Source organism: Pseudomonas sp. WS 5011, from assembly GCF_012985775.1.
GTDB classification, from domain to species: domain Bacteria; phylum Pseudomonadota; class Gammaproteobacteria; order Pseudomonadales; family Pseudomonadaceae; genus Aquipseudomonas; species Aquipseudomonas peli.
Window position 1 is genome coordinate 1 of sequence record NZ_JAAQXA010000023.1, and the last position, 17,364, is coordinate 17,364.

General features: G+C 58.4%; 19 protein-coding genes and 2 pseudogenes. 14 read left to right on the forward strand and 7 right to left on the reverse strand.

What is annotated here, in order from left to right; all coding sequences use genetic code 11:
- Together HBN63_RS18710 and HBN63_RS18715 are read left to right on the forward strand one after the other, a co-directional pair.
- The coding region (locus tag HBN63_RS18710; protein ID WP_170050455.1) for an ATP-binding protein at positions 1 to 512 on the forward strand (512 nt) is incomplete at its 5' end.
- A 633-nt stretch (positions 513 to 1,145) separates the two neighbouring features.
- The gene (locus HBN63_RS18715; RefSeq protein ID WP_170050456.1) at positions 1,146 to 2,555 is read left to right on the forward strand and encodes a site-specific integrase; all 1,410 of its coding nucleotides are present in this window, start codon (positions 1,146 to 1,148) and stop codon (positions 2,553 to 2,555) included.
- Here the strand turns inward: HBN63_RS18715 and HBN63_RS18720 are convergent.
- The 3 genes from HBN63_RS18720 to HBN63_RS18730 form a co-directional block, all read right to left on the reverse strand.
- Positions 2,549 to 2,842, reverse strand: coding sequence for a type II toxin-antitoxin system RelE/ParE family toxin (locus HBN63_RS18720; protein WP_010953434.1), 294 nt, complete (start codon positions 2,840 to 2,842; stop codon positions 2,549 to 2,551). The genes HBN63_RS18715 and HBN63_RS18720 overlap by 7 nt on opposite strands.
- Positions 2,830 to 3,102 carry a CopG family ribbon-helix-helix protein gene (locus tag HBN63_RS18725; RefSeq protein ID WP_017940300.1) on the reverse strand — a complete coding sequence of 91 codons (273 nt, stop codon included), beginning with the start codon at positions 3,100 to 3,102 and terminating at the stop codon, positions 2,830 to 2,832. The genes HBN63_RS18720 and HBN63_RS18725 overlap by 13 nt, the downstream gene beginning before the upstream one ends.
- 126 nt (positions 3,103 to 3,228) lie before the next feature.
- Positions 3,229 to 3,474: a type II toxin-antitoxin system Phd/YefM family antitoxin gene (locus HBN63_RS18730; protein ID WP_034021179.1), complete on the reverse strand. Its 246-nt coding sequence runs from the start codon at positions 3,472 to 3,474 to the stop codon at positions 3,229 to 3,231.
- Between the two features lie 487 nt (positions 3,475 to 3,961).
- On the opposite strand from HBN63_RS18730, the gene HBN63_RS18735 reads away from it, so the two are divergent.
- Both HBN63_RS18735 and HBN63_RS18740 read left to right on the forward strand, forming a co-directional pair.
- On the forward strand, positions 3,962 to 4,297 hold the full coding sequence (locus HBN63_RS18735) for a YegP family protein (protein WP_003118434.1): 336 nt from the start codon (positions 3,962 to 3,964) through the stop codon (positions 4,295 to 4,297).
- Between the two features lie 195 nt (positions 4,298 to 4,492).
- On the forward strand, positions 4,493 to 5,527 hold the full coding sequence (locus HBN63_RS18740; RefSeq protein ID WP_170050457.1) for a GGDEF domain-containing protein: 1,035 nt from the start codon (positions 4,493 to 4,495) through the stop codon (positions 5,525 to 5,527).
- Positions 5,528 to 5,782: 255 nt separating this feature from the next.
- On the opposite strand, the gene HBN63_RS18745 is transcribed toward HBN63_RS18740, so the two are convergent.
- The gene (locus HBN63_RS18745; RefSeq protein WP_339733536.1) at positions 5,783 to 6,334 is read right to left on the reverse strand and encodes a LysR substrate-binding domain-containing protein; all 552 of its coding nucleotides are present in this window, start codon (positions 6,332 to 6,334) and stop codon (positions 5,783 to 5,785) included.
- An 89-nt stretch (positions 6,335 to 6,423) separates the two neighbouring features.
- Here HBN63_RS18745 and HBN63_RS18750 point away from each other — a divergent pair, with 89 nt between their 5' ends.
- The 5 genes and pseudogenes from HBN63_RS18750 to HBN63_RS18770 all read left to right on the forward strand — a co-directional run.
- Complete coding sequence (locus tag HBN63_RS18750; protein WP_170050459.1) at positions 6,424 to 8,745, forward strand: heavy metal translocating P-type ATPase; 2,322 nt, start codon at positions 6,424 to 6,426, stop codon at positions 8,743 to 8,745.
- 73 nt (positions 8,746 to 8,818) lie between these two features.
- Positions 8,819 to 9,091 carry a heavy metal-associated domain-containing protein gene (locus HBN63_RS18755; RefSeq protein WP_083729378.1) on the forward strand — a complete coding sequence of 91 codons (273 nt, stop codon included), beginning with the start codon at positions 8,819 to 8,821 and terminating at the stop codon, positions 9,089 to 9,091.
- Between the two features lie 25 nt (positions 9,092 to 9,116).
- Positions 9,117 to 9,575, forward strand: a complete 459-nt coding sequence (locus HBN63_RS18760) for a DUF411 domain-containing protein (protein WP_096827186.1) — start codon at positions 9,117 to 9,119, stop codon at positions 9,573 to 9,575.
- Between the two features lie 152 nt (positions 9,576 to 9,727).
- On the forward strand, positions 9,728 to 11,494 hold the full coding sequence (locus tag HBN63_RS18765; RefSeq protein ID WP_170050460.1) for a protein-disulfide reductase DsbD: 1,767 nt from the start codon (positions 9,728 to 9,730) through the stop codon (positions 11,492 to 11,494).
- Between the two features lie 173 nt (positions 11,495 to 11,667).
- Positions 11,668 to 12,050 (forward strand): annotated as a pseudogene (locus HBN63_RS18770) (transposase); the annotation flags it as partial.
- Here HBN63_RS18770 and HBN63_RS18775 read toward each other — a convergent pair.
- Positions 12,049 to 12,371 (reverse strand): annotated as a pseudogene (locus HBN63_RS18775) (transposase); the annotation flags it as partial. The pseudogenes HBN63_RS18770 and HBN63_RS18775 overlap by 2 nt on opposite strands.
- 196 nt (positions 12,372 to 12,567) lie before the next feature.
- Here HBN63_RS18775 and HBN63_RS18780 point away from each other — a divergent pair.
- Entirely contained in the window at positions 12,568 to 12,897 is a 330-nt protein-coding gene (locus tag HBN63_RS18780) for a hypothetical protein (protein WP_037005353.1), read from the forward strand.
- Positions 12,898 to 12,994: 97 nt separating this feature from the next.
- On the forward strand, positions 12,995 to 13,963 hold the full coding sequence (locus HBN63_RS18785) for a DUF932 domain-containing protein (protein WP_017940254.1): 969 nt from the start codon (positions 12,995 to 12,997) through the stop codon (positions 13,961 to 13,963).
- Between the two features lie 86 nt (positions 13,964 to 14,049).
- Here the strand turns inward: HBN63_RS18785 and vapC are convergent, their stop codons facing one another.
- Complete coding sequence (vapC, locus tag HBN63_RS18790) at positions 14,050 to 14,454, reverse strand: tRNA(fMet)-specific endonuclease VapC (protein WP_170050461.1); 405 nt, start codon at positions 14,452 to 14,454, stop codon at positions 14,050 to 14,052.
- Entirely contained in the window at positions 14,454 to 14,684 is a 231-nt protein-coding gene (locus HBN63_RS18795; protein ID WP_003285520.1) for an AbrB/MazE/SpoVT family DNA-binding domain-containing protein, read from the reverse strand. The genes vapC and HBN63_RS18795 overlap by 1 nt, the downstream gene beginning before the upstream one ends.
- A 156-nt stretch (positions 14,685 to 14,840) precedes the next feature.
- On the opposite strand from HBN63_RS18795, the gene HBN63_RS18800 reads away from it, so the two are divergent.
- The 3 genes from HBN63_RS18800 (at position 14,841) to radC (ending at position 17,356) form a co-directional block, all read left to right on the forward strand.
- Complete coding sequence (locus tag HBN63_RS18800; RefSeq protein WP_170050462.1) at positions 14,841 to 15,845, forward strand: lambda-exonuclease family protein; 1,005 nt, start codon at positions 14,841 to 14,843, stop codon at positions 15,843 to 15,845.
- Between the two features lie 91 nt (positions 15,846 to 15,936).
- A complete protein-coding gene (locus tag HBN63_RS18805) occupies positions 15,937 to 16,887 on the forward strand; it encodes a hydrolase or metal-binding protein (RefSeq protein ID WP_170050463.1) in 951 nt (316 codons plus the stop codon).
- Positions 16,859 to 17,356, forward strand: coding sequence for a DNA repair protein RadC (gene radC, locus HBN63_RS18810; RefSeq protein WP_126525539.1), 498 nt, complete (start codon positions 16,859 to 16,861; stop codon positions 17,354 to 17,356). Before HBN63_RS18805 ends, radC begins: the two co-directional genes overlap by 29 nt.
- The last annotated feature ends 8 nt before the right edge of the window (positions 17,357 to 17,364 follow it).

Sequence of the window (17,364 nt, forward strand, 5' to 3'; positions counted from 1 at the left end):
GGATGATTGATGACATGCTGTTCTTGGCCAAGGCTGATAATGGCCTGATCATCCCCGAGCAGGCCAGGATCGAACTGGCTGACGTAGTCTTCAAGCTGTTTGACTACTACCACCTTCTGGCCGAAGAGCGCGGCATTGAGCTATCGCTCACAGGCAAAGGCCAAGTGCTGGGAGATCGGCTGATGCTTGATCGCGCGCTATCCAACTTGCTGTCCAATGCGCTGCGCTACACGCCGGCGGGACAGACAATTTCGGTTCTGATCCGCGAGACAGAGGACTCCACTACCTTCAGTATCGAGAACCCAGGGGACACAATCAGCTCAGAGCATCTAGAGAAGCTCTTCGACCGCTTTTACCGGGTTGACCCCGCTCGGCGGGAGGGCAGCCCGAGCAACGCCGGGCTCGGGCTTGCAATCACCCGATCCATCATTGAGGCTCACAAAGGCCGCATCTGGTGCACCTCAGCGGCTAGCCTCACGGGCTTTCACATCGAATTGCCCCATCCCAGATAATGCCGGTCTGGCGGTAAGTAGGCTACAGCTAACCGCTAGCCCAACTTGACAGGGTGGGTGCAGGTGCAACTCGACTGAGCGCAGATTGCATTCGCCATCCAGATAGGTAACGAGCGGTGAGCTGACACAAGAGCACCCCATTCGCTCTCGGGTAGCAGCTCATGAAGTTTGGAAACTGCATCCCCCGCGCTTGCCTCGCCAAGCCAAACCAATGCTCGGATGGCGTCCCCCGCTCCAGTAGCGCCAAGCACGTCAGGTTGCCGGAAGCCCTCACAGCCTAGCCAATCTCAATTGGCAACCAATTGGCAACCAGAAAGATAAAAATAGCACTAGCATCAAAAACCTACAGGCATAAAAAAATCCAGTCACCGTTAAGTGGCTGGATTTTCTAGGGTTTTTTGGTCGGGACGGAGTGATTCGAACACTCGACCCCTAGCACCCCATGCGCTTATTTAGTGGATTCCCATAGATCCTATCGGACACTACTAGACAGGCTTAAGCCTAGTAAATACGGGGCTTACAGGCTAATCTTGCATCCAACAGCGTCCAATACCGTACACCACCAGCTATGCAATTCGGTGGCACAAAAGTGGCACAAAATTCGGGCGCGAGGAATTGTACTAGGGGTAGAGAGTGTCCAAGGTAACGATTAAGCAATTAGAGGCACTGACAGCCCAAGATGACGGCAAGATCTTCCGTGAGGATGGAGGATTGGTTGCCGAGGTGCGCGCCGGGGTTCGCGGAATCACAGTTCAGTTCAGCTATGAATTCAAGCTGGATGGAGCGCGAACCAGGAAGCGCTTGGGTAGCTGGCCGAAGAAAAGCTTGGCGCAAATTCGGTCTGAGCGCGACGAGGCCCGGGTACTCGTCACCAAAGGCCTGCACCCTACCCTTGCCGCCAAAGCTGCACGGATCGAGGCGCAAGCGGCAATCGCCACCACTATTGCTGAAGCAGAGCGTGAAGCCGCAGAAAACAAGACAGTCTCCAACCTCTTTGATGAGTGGATACGTGACGGCGTCTCCCGTCAGGACGGTAACGCCGAGCTGATCCGCAGCTTCAAGAAGGACGTACTGCCGCTGATTGGCAAGAAGCCGCTGCGCAACCTGGGCGAGAAGGATCTGCTCACCGTCCTGCGATCGGTGAAATCTCGTGGCCTGAACCGCACTGTTGTCATCCGCAGCAAAGATATCGGTCAGATGCTTCGCTGGGCCGAGAAGCGCAAACCATGGCGCGGCCTAATGGCTGACGGCAATCCGGCCGACCTGATAGACGTCAACAAGCTGCTCGACCATGACTACGAAGAACAGCGGGATCGACTGCTCTCCCCTGACGAGATTCGAGAACTGCGTGACATCCTCGAACGCCTGGAGAAAGACTACGAAGAGCTTCCTGCTGGACAGAAGTATTCAGGCATTCGCCCGGTCAACACGCGAGTACAGTGTGCTCTGTGGATCTGCCTGAGCACCCTCTGTCGTATCGGCGAGCTGCTTAAGGCCGAGTGGCGCAACCTGGACCTGAAGAAAGGCACCTGGTTCATCCCGGCCGAGGCCACAAAGGGCCATAAAGGAAAGCGCCAAGATCACCACGTGTTCCTGTCAGCGTTTTCCATTGCGCAGTTCAAACGCCTTCAAAAAGAAACCGGTGATACGCCGTTCTGCTTCCCCAGCAAGGATGGTAAAAGCCACGTTGATACCAAGACTGTCAGCAAGCTCATCGGAGACCGCCAGTGTCGGTTCAAGAACCGCAGCAAGCCACTAGCCGGCCGGCATCATGACGACTCACTGGTACTGAGCAAGGGAACCAAGGGTGAATGGACCCCGCATGACCTGCGCCGCACGGGCGCGACGATGATGCAGGAGCTGGGTGTAACACTGGAAATAATCGACCGCTGCCAGAACCATCTGCTGGGCGGCTCGAAGGTACGTCGACATTACCTGCACCACGATTACGCCAAGGAAAAAACCGAAGCCTGGCGCTTGTTGGGCGAGAGGTTAGAGTCGATTCTTGCCGAGAGCCCGGTAGCTGCTGTCCAGCCTCAGTAGCCAGCTTCTTTTTGATGGCGAAAGGCCAAGACATAGGCGGTGTCATCGGCGCGCTCATAGCGGTACAGCGCGACGTAACCTGAGTCACCAAACTCGATGATGAGCTCACGCAGCTCCGGCAGATCAGGAAATGGACGCCCTACTTCCGGACTTTCCTCCAATCGAGCGAATTGTCGCTCGATTGCCTGTGCAGCACGGCGTGCGACCTGCGGATCTTTATCAGAGAGGAATCGCCGGCAACGCTCCAAGCCCTTCGCCGCGCCTTCAGTGACAATCAATCGTGGCACTTGGGTAACTCTGCCTCAGCATCTGTACCCCAGCTACCAAGCCAGGTGCGAGCCTCCTGGCCGGTCAAATGCTGGCCGGTTTCCTGGTATGCAGCCCAAGATGCCAGCGCTTCTTGTTTGAAGCTCTCACGGGCCTCCTCACGTTCGACGTACTGGGTGATCGCCTCACGCATGATCCAGTGAGATGAGCGCTGCCGCAAACCAGCCAAATGCTGAATGCGACCTTTCAGATCGTCGTCAATTTTGATGGAAGTGGCCATGGTCAGCCCTCCGTTATCTAAGGGTATTACCTTTGAATATCGTAGCAGAGAAAAAACTGTGCTGCCTATCAAGACGCCGATGGGCAAAACACTGGATGGCCGAATCCAAGCCCGAGCATCTGCTGCTTAAAGGTCATCCAAGGACACCCGGATGGATTTTTCAGCTGCCCGAGCCTTCGCCAATGCAGACAGCTCGAAATCGTCCAGGCGCTCCAGTATTTGTTCGTACAGCTCTGCTGGCACCAGATATGCCATAACACGATCCTGGTCGAGCAAGGCTACAGGGGCACATGCGGCTTCAGCCAAGATGCGGGATGGGGTTTTCTTCAGCTCAGAAATGCTGACTGCTGCCTCAGAGAAGATGTTTTGCATAGAAAACCTCTTTGCCCCTATTGCCCAGGGGTGGGTTCTACCCCGGATTAGCTTGAAGCCCACACGGCCTTTCAAATATAGATAGGCCAAACTTTTATTTGTTAACTGAGCCGGACACTGATGGCGGACTGGGCAGAGTTCTGCACGAGAGAAAAATGACCATCCACAGCCAGCAACAAAGCAGCCGGTAGCAACAGGCAGAAACCGGCCAAAAGCAGCCGCTCGGATATCTCTGCAAAAGCTGGGCTCTTCACTCGACGAAGAAATCGAGCCGTGTTGAGATCTGTGTCTATACTTTGACTGTTCAAAAATCTGGTTTAGCTCTTGGGTTATGGTGCATTTGTCATGCAGTTCTACTGAAGCTGGAGCATCGATTTTGCCTGGCTAGCATCACACAGAAACCATATTTCTAATGGGCAAACAGTCATTTTTTGGACCGCAGCGATATCGATGGATCTCATGAAAGCCAAAAATAAGGAATAGCTATATGTCTGGGACGTTTGAAATATACAACGACAAAGCGGGTGAATTTCGTTTTCGGCTCAAAGCCAACAATGGCCAAGCAATTCTGGCCAGCGAGGGCTACAAGGATAAGTCTGGATGTCTAAATGGAGTCGAGTCAGTCAAAAAAAATGCGCCTGATGATGCACGCTACGAGCGTAAGGCCAGCGGGGCTGACAAGTTTATGTTCAACCTTAAGGCGGGTAATCACCAAGTAGTCGGGACGAGCCAGTCATATGCCTCCGAAGCCTCACGCGACAAGGGTATCGAGTCGGTGAAAAACCACGCACCCGACGCTAAGGTTGTTGAGGTGGGCAATTAATCGCTTCAGTCTGTTCAAAATCACTTGGGCATTTCGTTGAGATGGGCGGCTGAGTATTCTTAATAGCCGCTTTTCCCTGCTCGGATGTGATCGACCGCTTCTGGCCGACAGTGTCGCTTGGTGAAAGTCCGTACTGTTTACTACCCTGCTGATTGGTAGACAATCGATCTGCCCCTTCGCTGCCGGCGCGCCAAAATGGATCAAATACTTTCTATTCTGTCCGAAACCATCCCCAAAGCCCGAACTCTGGAGCAGCTCACGCGGCCCTTGCTGACTCTGCTCAGCAAGGTTACTGGTATGGAATCGACCTACCTGACAACCATTGATACCGAGGCAGGCGTCCAGCGTATCGAGTTCGCCCGCAACGTCGGTGAAATGGTGATTCCTGAAGGGCTGGTCGTGCCCTGGGCAGATACGCTGTGCAAGCGGGCGCTGGACGAGAACCGCATGTACTCGGACAACGTCACCGAATGCTGGGGTGATTCAGAGGCCGCAGCCGCTCTGGGCATCAGGACCTATGTAAGCGCGCCAATCAGATCCTTGGATGGCCGAGTGCTGGGTACAGTCTGTGCCGCCAGCTCGGGTCAGGTGGCCCGCGCTCCTGACGTGGAGCCATTGCTGATGCTGCTCTCAGGGTTGCTGAGCTACTCCCTTGAACGTGAATTGCTGGTTGAGCGGCTTCAGGTCGCTAACGCCGAGTTGGCCACAATGGCGCTGACAGATCCCCTGACCGGTCTGTCCAACCGGCGCGCCATCCTCAACGATGTCGCTCGCTTGTTCGCCCTGGCCCAGCGAGAGAACACGTACGTGCTAGTCGGTGTCGTCGATCTGGATGGCTTCAAGCTCATCAACGATACCTACGGCCATCAGGCAGGAGACCAATTTCTACGTGGCGTAGCCATCCAACTGCAGCATGGCCTCAGAACCAGCGATACCGTCGGGCGTGTTGGTGGTGACGAGTTCATCGTAATCGCCGTGAGCACGCCATCCGAACATCTGGACCTGGCAAGCGATATGCAATATGCCGCCGAGCTAATGCAGGATCGCCTTACTAAAGCGACGATAGGACGATATGGGTTGGGGCAAGATCTTGGCGATATCGACTATGCCGGAGCAAGTGTGGGTGTAGTGGCGGTGATGCCCGGCAGCATGACTGCGGACGAGGCCGTCATGCTGGCAGACCGCGAGATGTACAAGGTGAAACAGCAGCGTAAGCGTCAAAGGTTGTAGAAAACATTTCGCAAAGTGAATCGCCCCTACTTTTGTAGATTTCGGATGGCGGCTTTTGGCCGATTCTGTTGAAAAAGTCCTGTTGTGATTTTTGCCCATAAAAGAGCGTTAGCGACGTTGAAATCTGGTTCGCTCGGAAGACGTAGCTGTGTTGGTTTTTACTTAGCTACGCCGAAATCGAGCGATTTTTGAGCTGCCGAAAAGCAGTCCCATCAGAAACCAACTTTTTCAACAGAGTCGGCCAAAAGCAGCCGGTCAGGCAGTTGGCTTTGCCATCCGCTGCACCTCTGTCGTTAACTCGATATCCGTGAGGGTCACCGCACTGGTCTCCTTTATCAGCTCGATGAATTCGACGATGTAAGGCTTGGAGCTTTCCGATTCGAGCGTGGCCGCCCAGATGTCGGCAAACAAGCCATCGCGTGTGATCGGCTTTGCCGTCACGTATTGCCGCTGGAGATAGTGCTGCACGGCCCATCTCGGCAGCACGGCGATACCTCGCCGCGTGGCAACAAGCATGAGGATGGCGACCGTAAGTTCGGTTGTTCGTCGAGCGGGTGTGATGCCCGCCGGCTTGAGCAGCAACTGGACGATATCCAGCATGTCCTCTTCGACGGGGTAAGTGATCAACGTTTCGTCATTGAAGTCTTGCGCCTCCAGGTAGCTCTTCTGGGCAAGCGGATGATCGTTTGCCACCAGCGCAACCAGCCGCGACCGGAACAGGTGGTGGAAATCCACACCGGCTTCAGGTTCGCGGCAGGAGATCATCGCGAGGTCCGCGTCCCCCCGATGCCACAGGCTTACAGAAATGTAATGCTTGGGTCAGGCCAATGTCAGCCGTTCGCGGGTACTCTATATAAAATATCTCCGAGTGCGCGCAGGGTTTAACAGGAGCGGTAATGTCTCAGGCCAATCAGCCACACCCCACACTTCAGACCCCATCGGATCGTGACCCTGTTTGTGGCATGACGGTCAAAGCCGACAGCCCGCATCAGACCAGCCACGCCGGCCAACAACTGCTTTTCTGCAGCCAGCGCTGTCTGGAAAAATTCACTGCCGAGCCAAGCAGATATCTGGATGCCGGGCATGCTCATGGCGAGACGCCGACCGTCGATCACGGCGCCGAATACACCTGCCCGATGCACCCCGAAATACTGCAGATCGGCCCAGGCACGTGCCCCAAATGCGGCATGGCCCTGGAGCCGGTCATGCCCGAACTGGAAGAAGAGGACAACCCGGAGCTCAGGGACTTTTCTCGACGCTTCTGGTGGACGTTGCCGTTCACCGTGATTGTCACCGTGCTGGCCATGGGCGGGCATGCCCTCAGTCCGTTCCACGGCGCCACGCAGAACTGGGTCGAACTGGCACTGGCCACCCCTGTGGCGCTCTGGGCTGGCTGGCCCTTCTACGTGCGCTGCGTGCAATCGTTCATCAACCGTAGCCCGAACATGTGGACGCTGATCGGCCTCGGAACCTCCGCCGCCTACCTGTACAGCCTGATCGCCACCCTGGCGCCCGGCGTATTCCCCGACCACTTCATGCAGGGTGAACGCATCGGCGTGTACTTCGAGGCGGCAGCGGTGATCATCTCGCTGACCCTGCTCGGCCAAATCCTGGAACTCAAGGCGCGCTCGCAGACCTCGGCGGCGATCAGGTCGCTGCTCGGCCTGGCGCCCAAGACCGCGCGACGGATCAATGCCGATGGCAGCGAAGAGGACATTCCCCTCACCCATGTGCACAGCGGCGACAAGCTTCGGGTGCGCCCAGGCGAAAAAGTGCCGGTTGATGGCTTGGTGGTGGAAGGCGAAAGCGCGGTGGACGAGTCGATGTTGACCGGCGAGCCGGTGCCGATCATGAAACGCGCCGGTGACAGCCTAATCGGCGCTACCCTCAACAGCCACGGCAGCCTGGTGATGCAGGCACAAAAGGTCGGCAGCTCGACCATGCTTGCGCAGATCGTCCAGATGGTGGCCCAGGCGCAGCGCTCCAAGGCGCCAATGCAGCGGCTGGCCGACGTCATTGCCGGGCGTTTCGTGCTGGCGGTCATCGCCATTGCTATCCTGACCTTCGTGGTATGGGGCCTGTGGGGTCCGGAGCCGAGCTGGGTGTTCGGTCTGATCAACGCAGTCGCGGTACTGATCATTGCCTGCCCCTGCGCCCTGGGCCTGGCCACGCCGATGTCGGTGATGGTCGCCACCGGCAAGGCGGCCGGCAGCGGCGTGCTGTTCCGCGATGCTGCCGCGATAGAAAACCTGCGCAAGATCGACACGCTGATCGTCGATAAGACCGGCACGCTCACTGAGGGCCGCCCTGCTTTCCACAGCGTCGAGGCGGCGCCCGGCTTCACGCGGGACGAGGTACTGCGACTGGCCGCCAGCCTGGATCAGGGCAGCGAACATCCCCTGGCCCACGCCATCGTCGATCATGCCCGTGCCCAGGGCCTGGCGCTGAGCACGCCTGAAACCTTCGAATCGGCCTCCGGCATCGGCGTGCGTGGCAAGGTTGACGGCCGCGACTTGCAGTTGGGCAACACCGCGCTGATGAATGATGCCGGCGTGGATGCCAGCCCACTCAAGGCGCATGCCGAACAACTGCGCGGCGAAGGCGTGAGCATCATGTTCCTGGCGGTGGACAACGTGCTGGCCGGTCTGCTGGCGGTTGCCGACCCGATCAAGCCGACCTCAAAACTGGCGATCCAGCGCCTGCAGGCAGACGGCATACGGGTGATCATGGCCACCGGCGATGGCCTGACGACTGCTCGAGCAGTAGCCCGCGAACTGGGTATCGAGGAGGTGCACGGCGAGGTCAAGCCGCAGGATAAGGAACGCCTGACCGCCTCGCTACAACAGCAAGGACACCGCGTGGCCATGGCCGGCGACGGCATCAACGACGCCCCGGCCCTGGCGCGCGCCGATATCGGCATTGCTATGGGCACCGGCACCGACGTGGCGATGAACAGCGCCCAGGTCACGCTGGTCAAGGGCGACCTGCTCGGCATCCTGCGCGCGCGCAGCCTGTCGGTGGCCACCGTGCGCAACATGCACCAGAACCTGACCTTCGCCTTTCTTTACAACGCCCTGGGGGTCCCTCTGGCAGCCGGCCTGCTCTACCCGCTGACTGGCCTCCTGCTGTCACCAATAATCGCAGCGCTGGCGATGAGCATGAGTTCCGCTTCGGTGGTGTTCAACGCCTTGAGACTGCGCAAAGTATCAATCGATTGAGGTTCTTGACCTTGCCACCTTGGCAAGGTTGAGAATTGCCTCAACCCCAACAGCAACCTCGCAAGGAGATGCCATGAGCACCGTTGAATTGAACGTCAAAGGCATGAGCTGCGGCTCATGCGTCCTGCATGTCACCGAGGCGCTCAACGCAGTTGAAGGCGTCACCGAGGTTGATGTCGACCTGCAAGCGGCCCGTGTGCGGGTCAGCGGAGAGTGCGACAGCGATGTGCTTGTCGCCGCTCTGGGTGATGCTGGATACCCCGCTCAACTGAGCAGTCCGGCGGCCTCATCGAGCACTGCGAAGAAAACCGGATGCAGTGGCAGCAGCGGCTGCTGTTGCAAATGAGCAAACCATTGAAAACAGGTTTTTTATGTCCAGAAGACTGACTACCGCGGCGCTCGCCGCTCTGCTGCTAAGTGGCGCCGCCCAGGCCGCGCAACCCCTGATCATTGATGTGCACCGCGACGCCAACTGTGGATGCTGCAAGGACTGGATTACCTACCTGGAGAACAACGGCTTCGAAGTCCGCGACCACGTCGAACGCAACATGAACACAGTCAAGCAAGACCTCGGCGTGAAACCGCGTCTGGCTTCCTGCCATACAGGCGTGATCGATGGAAAGTTCGTTGAAGGTCACGTGCCCGTGGCGCAGATCCTGGAGCTTCGCAAGCGCCCTGACCTGCTGGGCATCGCCGTGCCAGGCATGCCGGCTGGCTCACCAGGCATGGAGTATGGCGACGTCAAACACCCGTACCAGGTGATCGGAATAACCCGCACTGGCCGAGAAAAGGTCATTGCCAATTATCCGCTGGAACAAGCCGCGCATTAATAGCGACTCGCCGGGCGGGCTGGTACTGGCTGGCATCCTGCGATGCACTGAATCGCAGCGGAGGCCATCCCCCCAGCCCGCACTTCAAAAATCCCGGCTCCGTTAACAAGCTGAAATAGACCTCCTTTTCGTTATTAGCCCGCGAGATGGTCATGTCCCGCCTCCTGCCGTATCTGCTGCTGCTACTGCTTGCCTTGCCAGCCAACGCCGAGATATTTGATTCTTCGCGTCCTCAGTCGGCTCTGTTCGGCACTCCGCTGAACAACAGCCAGGATTTCCTTCCGGTAGACAAAGCCTTCCGCCTCGACCTGTTGGAAACCGGTAAGGACAGCGTCCGCCTGCGCTTCATAAATGCCGAGGGTTATTACCTCTATAAACATCGCTTCGCATTCACCAGCGACCACCCGCAAGTGTCAATTGGCACCCCGCAATGGCCCGCGGCCGAACCGAAAACCGATGAATTTTTTGGCGATGTCGAGGTGTTCTACGGCGTTACCGACTTGCTGCTACCCGTTAATAACCCTCAGAACACACCGTTCACCTTACAGGTGAGCTATCAGGGCTGCGCTGATCTGGGGCTGTGCTATCCGCCAGAGATTCGCAGCTTCGAGGTAGGTGCCCCCCCCCTCATTGCAGCCCTGCAACAAGGGGTCGCCATTGACTGGCGTAGTCTGGCGCTGTTCTTCCTGGCGGGCTTGGGCCTGACTTTCACACCCTGCGTGCTACCGATGCTGCCAATTCTGTCTGGCGTGGTATTACGCGGACAACTCGGCGGAACGCGTGGATTACGCCTATCGCTTGCCTACGTACTCCCCATGGCTGCCAGCTTCGCCCTGCTTGGTGCGCTAATGGGCATGTTCGGCGCTGGCCTCAACCTACAAGCGCGCCTGCAGTCACCGTGGCTGTTGGTGCCCTTTGCGATGTTCTTCACTGTTTTCGCTCTGGCCATGTTCGGCGTATTCGAGTTGCGCATGCCGCGCTTTATCACCGAACGACTAGATCTCCTAGCCGGCCAGGCCCGCGGGGGTTCAATGTTGGGCGCCGCCACGCTCGGCGTACTGTCGAGCCTGCTGGTTTCGCCCTGTGTGACTGCCCCTCTGGTCGGCGCACTGCTCTACATAAGCACCACCGGCGACGCACTGGGTGGCGGCCTTAAGCTGTTTGCCCTCGGGTTGGGCATGGGCGCGCCGTTGGTATTGTTCGCCATCGGCGGCGGAGCATTGCTACCCAAGTCTGGCACCTGGATGGTCGGTGTGCGCAAAGCTTTCGGCGTGATGCTGCTGGCTGTCTCTGTATGGCTGCTAGAACGCGTGCTACCCGCTCCAGTGACTTTGGCCTTGTGGGGCCTTTTGGCAGTTGGCAGCGCGATTTGGCTCGGTGCCTTGGAGTTCACCCTCAAGTCCGGCCGGCAAAGGCTCGCCCAACTACTCGGTGTGGCACTACTGGTCTACGGTGTCAGCGCCTGGCTCGGCGCTTTGCAAGGTCAATCCGATCCGCTGCGACCGCTGGGTCAGCTGGACGCCAAAGCCGTACTTCCGAGCGGCGCTAACGCCGGCTGGCAGACCGTGGATACACCAGCTGCTCTGGATGCCGCTCTGCTGTCAGCAAAAAATGCCGACCAACCACTGCTATTGGATTGGTACGCCGACTGGTGCATCAGTTGCAAAGTAATTGAACGAGAAGTGCTGGCAGCACCCGCCGTGCGTGAGCAACTGACCGGTTACCGACTGGTGCGCTTCGACATAACTCGTAGCGATGCCGAGCAACGCGCCCTGCTCGACCGCTACCAGCTGTTCGGCCCACCGGCACTGCAGTTATTCGCTCCCAATGGCGAAGAATGGCAAGATCTCCGTACTGTTGGCGAAACCGACGCTGAGAGTTTCGTCAAACGCCTGCACCAAGCCAACGGCCGAATCTAGATTAGCCCCTCCACTTCTGGAGGGGCGTGTTCTACCCCTGGCTGGCCAGCAGGCTAACGGAAATGCAATCGCCGCTACAGCCTACTGTCATCAGAGCAGCCGGCGGTGTGTAGTGGTCTACTGATTCCGGACACCCATTTAGGGCGAGAATGCTCGCCATAGAGAGGTGTCTGATGACCAAGCAACGTCGTTCCTTTACGCCCGAGTTCAAACGAGAGGCCGCCTGCCTGGTGCTCGATCAGGGCTACAGCCATATCGAAGCAGCTCGTTCACTGGGAGTGGTTGAGTCGGCCCTGCGCCGATGGGTAAAACAGCTTCAAGAGGAGCGCGTGGGCGTTACCCCGAAGAGCAAAGCACTGACGCCCGAACAGCAGAAAATCCAGGAGCTGGAAGCCAGGATCGACCGACTGGAACGGGAGAAAGCGATCCTAAAAAAGGCTACCGCTCTCTTGATGTCGGACGAGTTCAATCGTACGCGCTGATAGACCAGTTAAGTGAGCGGGAGTCGGTGGAAGTGGTCTGTTCAGCCTTCGGCGTGGTGCGGTCTTGCTACTACGCCGGAAGTTGAGGATGGTGGTTTCATCGGGAATACGCTCCAAGCTCAGCCCCGCGAACTGGCGCAGGATGGTGGTCTCGTACAGCGCCTCTTCCATCGCTGGATCGCTGTAACCGAACCAGTTTTGCATCAGGTGCACGCGCAGCATCGCCATCAGCGGATAGGCCGGACGACCGCCTTCACCCTGGGATAATGCGGCTCGATCAAGGCAATCAAACCCTTCCACGGCACCACCCGATCCATCTCGATCAGGAACAACTCTTTGCGGGTTTGTTTGCGCTTACCGGCGTACTCGGCGTCAGCGAAGGTCATCTGCTTCATGGGGAAACTCAGCGGGTGGAATCCGGGTATTTTGCCAAAATCTGGAAGTCTTCTTCAGAGTTTCCCTAAAGGGCCGCTATTGGCCGACTCCAGCCTGTTCGCACTCAGTTAGCGCTGCTGCAAAGCAGCCATTCGATCCAAAAAAATCTCAGCCACACATTACCGCAATGACATCAGCACCAAGGAGGATCTTCCCATGTCATTGCAGTGCCCTCGCTGCCACTCCCCCAAAGTCGCTTCTTTCCATCACGCCATGAAAGCTGGCGCGGCCATCGGCGCTGTCGGTGGTCTCGCACGAGGCATCAGTGCTGCTCTGGCAGGCGGCAAGGCCGGTGCAGCACTCGGCTTAATCGCCGGCCCTGTCGGCATCACACTCGGTTCAGTATCCGGCGCCATTCTCGGTGGCCTGGCCGGAAGCGTGGGTGGTTGTGCGCTCGGCGCTCAGCTCGGCGAGTCACTCGACCGTCACGTCCTGGCCCACAACCTCTGCCTGCTCTGCGGTCATCGCTTCAACCTGCCGACCTGATCCGGCCACCGCTCTCCTATTCCTTATCCCTCAATGATTGCCGGTGCTGCGCCATGCGCGGCGCTTTATGCCGGCCTGCACCTAAAGGAAATTCGTCATGGCTCATCAAATCGAACAAATGGCCTACGTTGGCGCTACTCCGTGGCACGGCCTGGGCAACAACCTGCCGCAGAAACAGCCCATCGAGGTCTGGCAACGCGAAGCCGGTATGGACTGGCAGATCCTGGAAAGCCCTGTGCATTTCAAGTCGGACGCCATCGGCCACCTGGGCGCGATCCATTCGTTCCCGGAGCAGAAAGTGCTCTACCGCTCAGACACCAAGGCACCGCTGTCGGTGGTCTCGCAGCGTTACCACACCGTGCAGCCCAAGGATGTGCTGGAGTTCTACCGGGACCTGACCGAGGTTTCCGGTTACGAGCTGGAAACTGCTGGCGTGCTCAAGGGCGGGCGCAAGTTCTGGGCGTTGGCGCGTACCGGACAGGGCGCTGCACTCAAGGGCAATGATCAGGTAAATGGCTATTTGCTGCTGGCCACTTCCTGCGACGGCACCCTGGCCACCACAGCAACCCCCACCACCATTCGCGTTGTCTGCAACAACACCCTGACCATCGCCTTGGACGGCATCAGCCGTGCGATCAAGGTGCCGCACAGCACCCGCTTCGACGGCGATCTGGTCAAGAAGCAGCTCGGCATTGCTGTCTCGCAATGGGACGACTTCATGTACCGCATGCGCCATCTGGCTGAACGCAAGGTGCAGTGGCATGAGGCACTGGGCTTCTTCATGAACGTGATGTGTGAGACCAGCCCGACCGGTCCGCTTCCTGAACAGCTGCCGAACGAGCGCGCTCTGCGCAAAGTTCAGGAGCTGTACGAAGGCCGTGGCCGGGGCAGCCAGCTGGACTCAGCACGCGGCACTGCCTGGGGCCTGCTCAATGCCGTGACCGAGTACGTCGATCACGAACGCCGGGCGCGCAGCATTGAGTATCGATTGGACTCTGCCTGGTTCGGCCAGGGCGCGCAGATCAAGCAACGCGCCTTGGACGCAGCGCTGCAGCTCGCCGCTTAAGCTAATGCGGCATAAACACAACCCCTGATCGCCACAAGGGTGATCAGGGGTTGTTCAGCTGCTCTGCATTAAATGATCGCCCTTAATCAGGCGTTCACCCAATCCTCGACGCGCAAACCTGGGACTCGCTCGAACTCACGAAGATTATTCGTGACCAGAATCAGTCCCTGGGCACGTGCGTGTCCTGCAATCATCTTATCATACGGGCCAATAGGCTTGCCGATACGAGCCAACTCAGCTCGCAATTGCCCGGAATGAGCCGCTGCCTGAGCGTCGTAAGGCAGTACTTCCAAGCGCGCAGCGAAACCTTCAACGTCCGCCAGATTACGCTCGGGATTAGCGGACTTCTCGGCGCCGTAAATAAGCTCCATCAGGGTGACAGTGCTAATGCTCAGCTGCCCTGAATGGCGCTTGAAGGCTTCCCGCACCTGCTCAGGGCGATTCTTGATCGTGAAAATGCACATGTTGGTATCAAGCATGTACTTCAGCATCAGAACGCATCCCGCTCTTGATCTGCAGGCTGCTCGCGATCCGCCATGTAGTCAGCGGTCACACCTTCGCCATCGAACCAGACGTCCCAGGCCTCGCCTGCCGGCGTGATGATTCGGGCTCGACCAACTACTACTACATCCACCCGCTTCACATCCTCAGGCAGCGCAACCGCCTTGGGCAAACGCACCGCCTGACTGCGGTTGCTCTGAAAAACTGCACCTTGTTCCATGGAAACCTCCTGGGGATATGCCTTGCGTATAGCCCATTGTGCCAATCAAGCGGGATATGTCAAAGGCATATCCCTAACTAGCCATCCACCTACCACCATCTACGCCCGGTCAGCCTTGTGCTGGCTGGGCTTTTTTATGCCTGCAGGAGAAACATGATGAAAGCTACTTCATTGAATCGCAGCACCAGCAAAACCCGCCCGGCCCTGCGTCTGGTCAGCACCAAGGAGCTGCCACGCGAGGACTGGTTGCAGATCCGCAAGCAAGGCATCGGCAGTTCGGACGCTGCTGCGGCAGTAGGGCTGAATCCCTATAAATCGCAGCTGGAGCTGTGGCTGGAAAAGACCGGGCGCGATGCTGGCATGCCCAAGGCTGATCCTCAGGATGAGGAAAGCCCGATGTACTGGGGCAATGTGCTGGAACCCATCGTGGCCTGGCATTACAGCAAGCGCACTAGGAATAAGGTACGGCGCATCAACGCCGTGCTGCAGCACGCGGATCCGGAGCTGCCCTGGATGCTGGCCAACATCGACCGCGAGGTGATCGGGGCCGACGATGTGCAGATCCTCGAATGTAAGACAGCCGGCATAAACGGGGCACGCCTCTGGAAAGATGGCGTGCCGGAGTATGTGCAGCTGCAGGTGATGCACCAGCTCGCCGTCACCGGCAAGCAGGCGGCGGATGTGGCGGTACTGCTGGGTGGTCAGACGCTGGAGATCCACCGCATCGAGCGGGATGAGCAGATGATCGCTCGCCTGATCGAGCTGGAGCGCCAGTTCTGGCACTACGTGGAGACTGATACGCCGCCACCGGCTGATGGCACCGCTTCGGCAGAGTCAGCACTGCGCTGCCTCTACCCGGAGGACAACGGCCAAGTCGTCGACTTCACCCAGCATGCCGGGCTCAGCGCGGCTTACGTCGAGCTGAGGGCAGTTCGTCAGTCGATTGCCGACAAGGAAAAACGCGAGGCTGAGCTAAAGCAGATGCTGCAGCAGGCCATGGGCGATGCCAGCAGAGCGGAGTTTTCCAGCGGCTATGTCAGCTGGCGCAAAGCCAAGGACAGCATCGGCCTCGATGTCGCTCAACTGCTCAAGGACAAGCCCTACCTGCAGACCAAATACCCACTGCTGAAACCAGGTGCACGGCGCTTCCTGGTCGGCTGAAACCAACCTCATTCATCCCTTCCCTCCCCTTGGCCAGTCCATGCAGTTCGCACTGCGTGGCTGGCCTTTTTTCATTTCCAGGAGAATTACCATGCTCAAAGGTCTGGCTATCACTCCACCGGTACTCGGGCGGATTTCCATCGGTAAGGTCATCGAGAAGAACGGCAAACGGCTGCCGGAGAAGGATGACCAATTCACCATCACATCCCAGGTGCAGGGTAAGGACGGCTGGCTGCTGCACCCGCTCAATGACGAGCTACGTCAGGGCAAGGACGACAAGCTGCGCAGCATTCCGGTACGCCTGCTGTTCAACGAACCGGAGCTGAATTTCCGGGCTGACTACACGCTGTTCGACCGGCAATCGGGCCGACCTGTTTGCGTCGGCAATGGCGAGACCTGCAAGCGGGTTACCCAGGACGGCATGCAGTCGTTGCCTTGCCCTTCACCGGATGCCTGTCCGCTGGCCAAAGGCGGTGCCTGCAAGCCCTATGGCCGACTGAACGTGGTCATTGGCGATGAGGACTCGCTGGGTAGCTTCGTGTTTCGCACCACCGGCTTCAACAGCATCCGCACCCTGGCGGCTCGCCTGCATTACTTCCAGGCAATCTCGGGCAACCGCCTGGCCTGCCTGCCACTGGAACTACGTCTGCGTGGCAAGTCGACACGCCAGAGTCATGGCACGCCGATCTTCTACACCGACCTGACGGTACGCGGCGGCATGGACATGGCTGAAGCACTGGTGACCGCCAGTGAACTCGACTCACGGCGTCAGGCTGCAGGCTTCGATCAAGCCGCTTTGGATGAGGCAGCACGACGTGGCTTCGGCAACGGTGCGTTCGAGGACAGCGAGGAGGATGTCGGCGCCATCGTCGATGAGTTCTACCCCGAGGGTGAAGCCACTGCTGTAGCAACAATGTCTCAACTCAACCCCACCAAACCCAGCCTGGCTGAAAAGCTCGATGCACAGGCTGCACGTCAAACCCCACCCACAGACCAAAACCAAGGAGGCCGCCATGCGCCTGCACAAGCTGAAAGCCAGTGACACGACAGGCACCTACCTGGTCGAGTCGCCGGTGACGGAAAACGACATCCTGCTGATGGCCAAGCAACTGGCCAGTCTGCGCCTGCGCAAGGGCCGAGCACTGACTTCCCCCAAGGACGTGTTCTGCCACCTGCAAACATTGCTGGCCAACTATGAGCATGAAGTATTTGCCCTGCTCATGCTCGACAGCCGACACCGAGTGATTGCATTTGAGGAAGTGTTTCGCGGCACCCTGGACGGCGCCAGTGTCTACCCCAGGGAGGTCGTGAAGCTCGCCCTGGAGCACAACGCAGCCGCCCTGATCCTGGTGCATAACCACCCTTCGGGTGACCCTGAGCCCAGCATGGCGGATCGCAATCTCACCACAAAACTGCAGGACGCGCTGAATCTGGTCGGAGTTAGAACGCTCGATCACGTTGTGGTGGGGAACGAAGGCTGCGTGTCACTGGCAGAACTGGGCTACCTGTAAGGAGGTGC

Coding starts and splice junctions, on each gene's coding strand:
- HBN63_RS18740 (WP_170050457.1), top strand. CDS start 4,493: ATGGATCAAATACTTTCTATTCTGTCCGAAACCATCCCCAAAGCCCGA.
- HBN63_RS18730 (WP_034021179.1), bottom strand. CDS start 3,474: ATGCAAAACATCTTCTCTGAGGCAGCAGTCAGCATTTCTGAGCTGAAG.
- radC (WP_126525539.1), top strand. CDS start 16,859: ATGCGCCTGCACAAGCTGAAAGCCAGTGACACGACAGGCACCTACCTG.
- HBN63_RS18735 (WP_003118434.1), top strand. CDS start 3,962: ATGTCTGGGACGTTTGAAATATACAACGACAAAGCGGGTGAATTTCGT.
- HBN63_RS18750 (WP_170050459.1), top strand. CDS start 6,424: ATGTCTCAGGCCAATCAGCCACACCCCACACTTCAGACCCCATCGGAT.
- HBN63_RS18800 (WP_170050462.1), top strand. CDS start 14,841: ATGAAAGCTACTTCATTGAATCGCAGCACCAGCAAAACCCGCCCGGCC.
- HBN63_RS18725 (WP_017940300.1), bottom strand. CDS start 3,102: ATGGCCACTTCCATCAAAATTGACGACGATCTGAAAGGTCGCATTCAG.
- HBN63_RS18780 (WP_037005353.1), top strand. CDS start 12,568: ATGTCATTGCAGTGCCCTCGCTGCCACTCCCCCAAAGTCGCTTCTTTC.
- HBN63_RS18805 (WP_170050463.1), top strand. CDS start 15,937: ATGCTCAAAGGTCTGGCTATCACTCCACCGGTACTCGGGCGGATTTCC.
- HBN63_RS18765 (WP_170050460.1), top strand. CDS start 9,728: ATGTCCCGCCTCCTGCCGTATCTGCTGCTGCTACTGCTTGCCTTGCCA.
- HBN63_RS18785 (WP_017940254.1), top strand. CDS start 12,995: ATGGCTCATCAAATCGAACAAATGGCCTACGTTGGCGCTACTCCGTGG.
- HBN63_RS18755 (WP_083729378.1), top strand. CDS start 8,819: ATGAGCACCGTTGAATTGAACGTCAAAGGCATGAGCTGCGGCTCATGC.
- HBN63_RS18795 (WP_003285520.1), bottom strand. CDS start 14,684: ATGGAACAAGGTGCAGTTTTTCAGAGCAACCGCAGTCAGGCGGTGCGT.
- HBN63_RS18760 (WP_096827186.1), top strand. CDS start 9,117: ATGTCCAGAAGACTGACTACCGCGGCGCTCGCCGCTCTGCTGCTAAGT.
- vapC (WP_170050461.1), bottom strand. CDS start 14,454: ATGCTGAAGTACATGCTTGATACCAACATGTGCATTTTCACGATCAAG.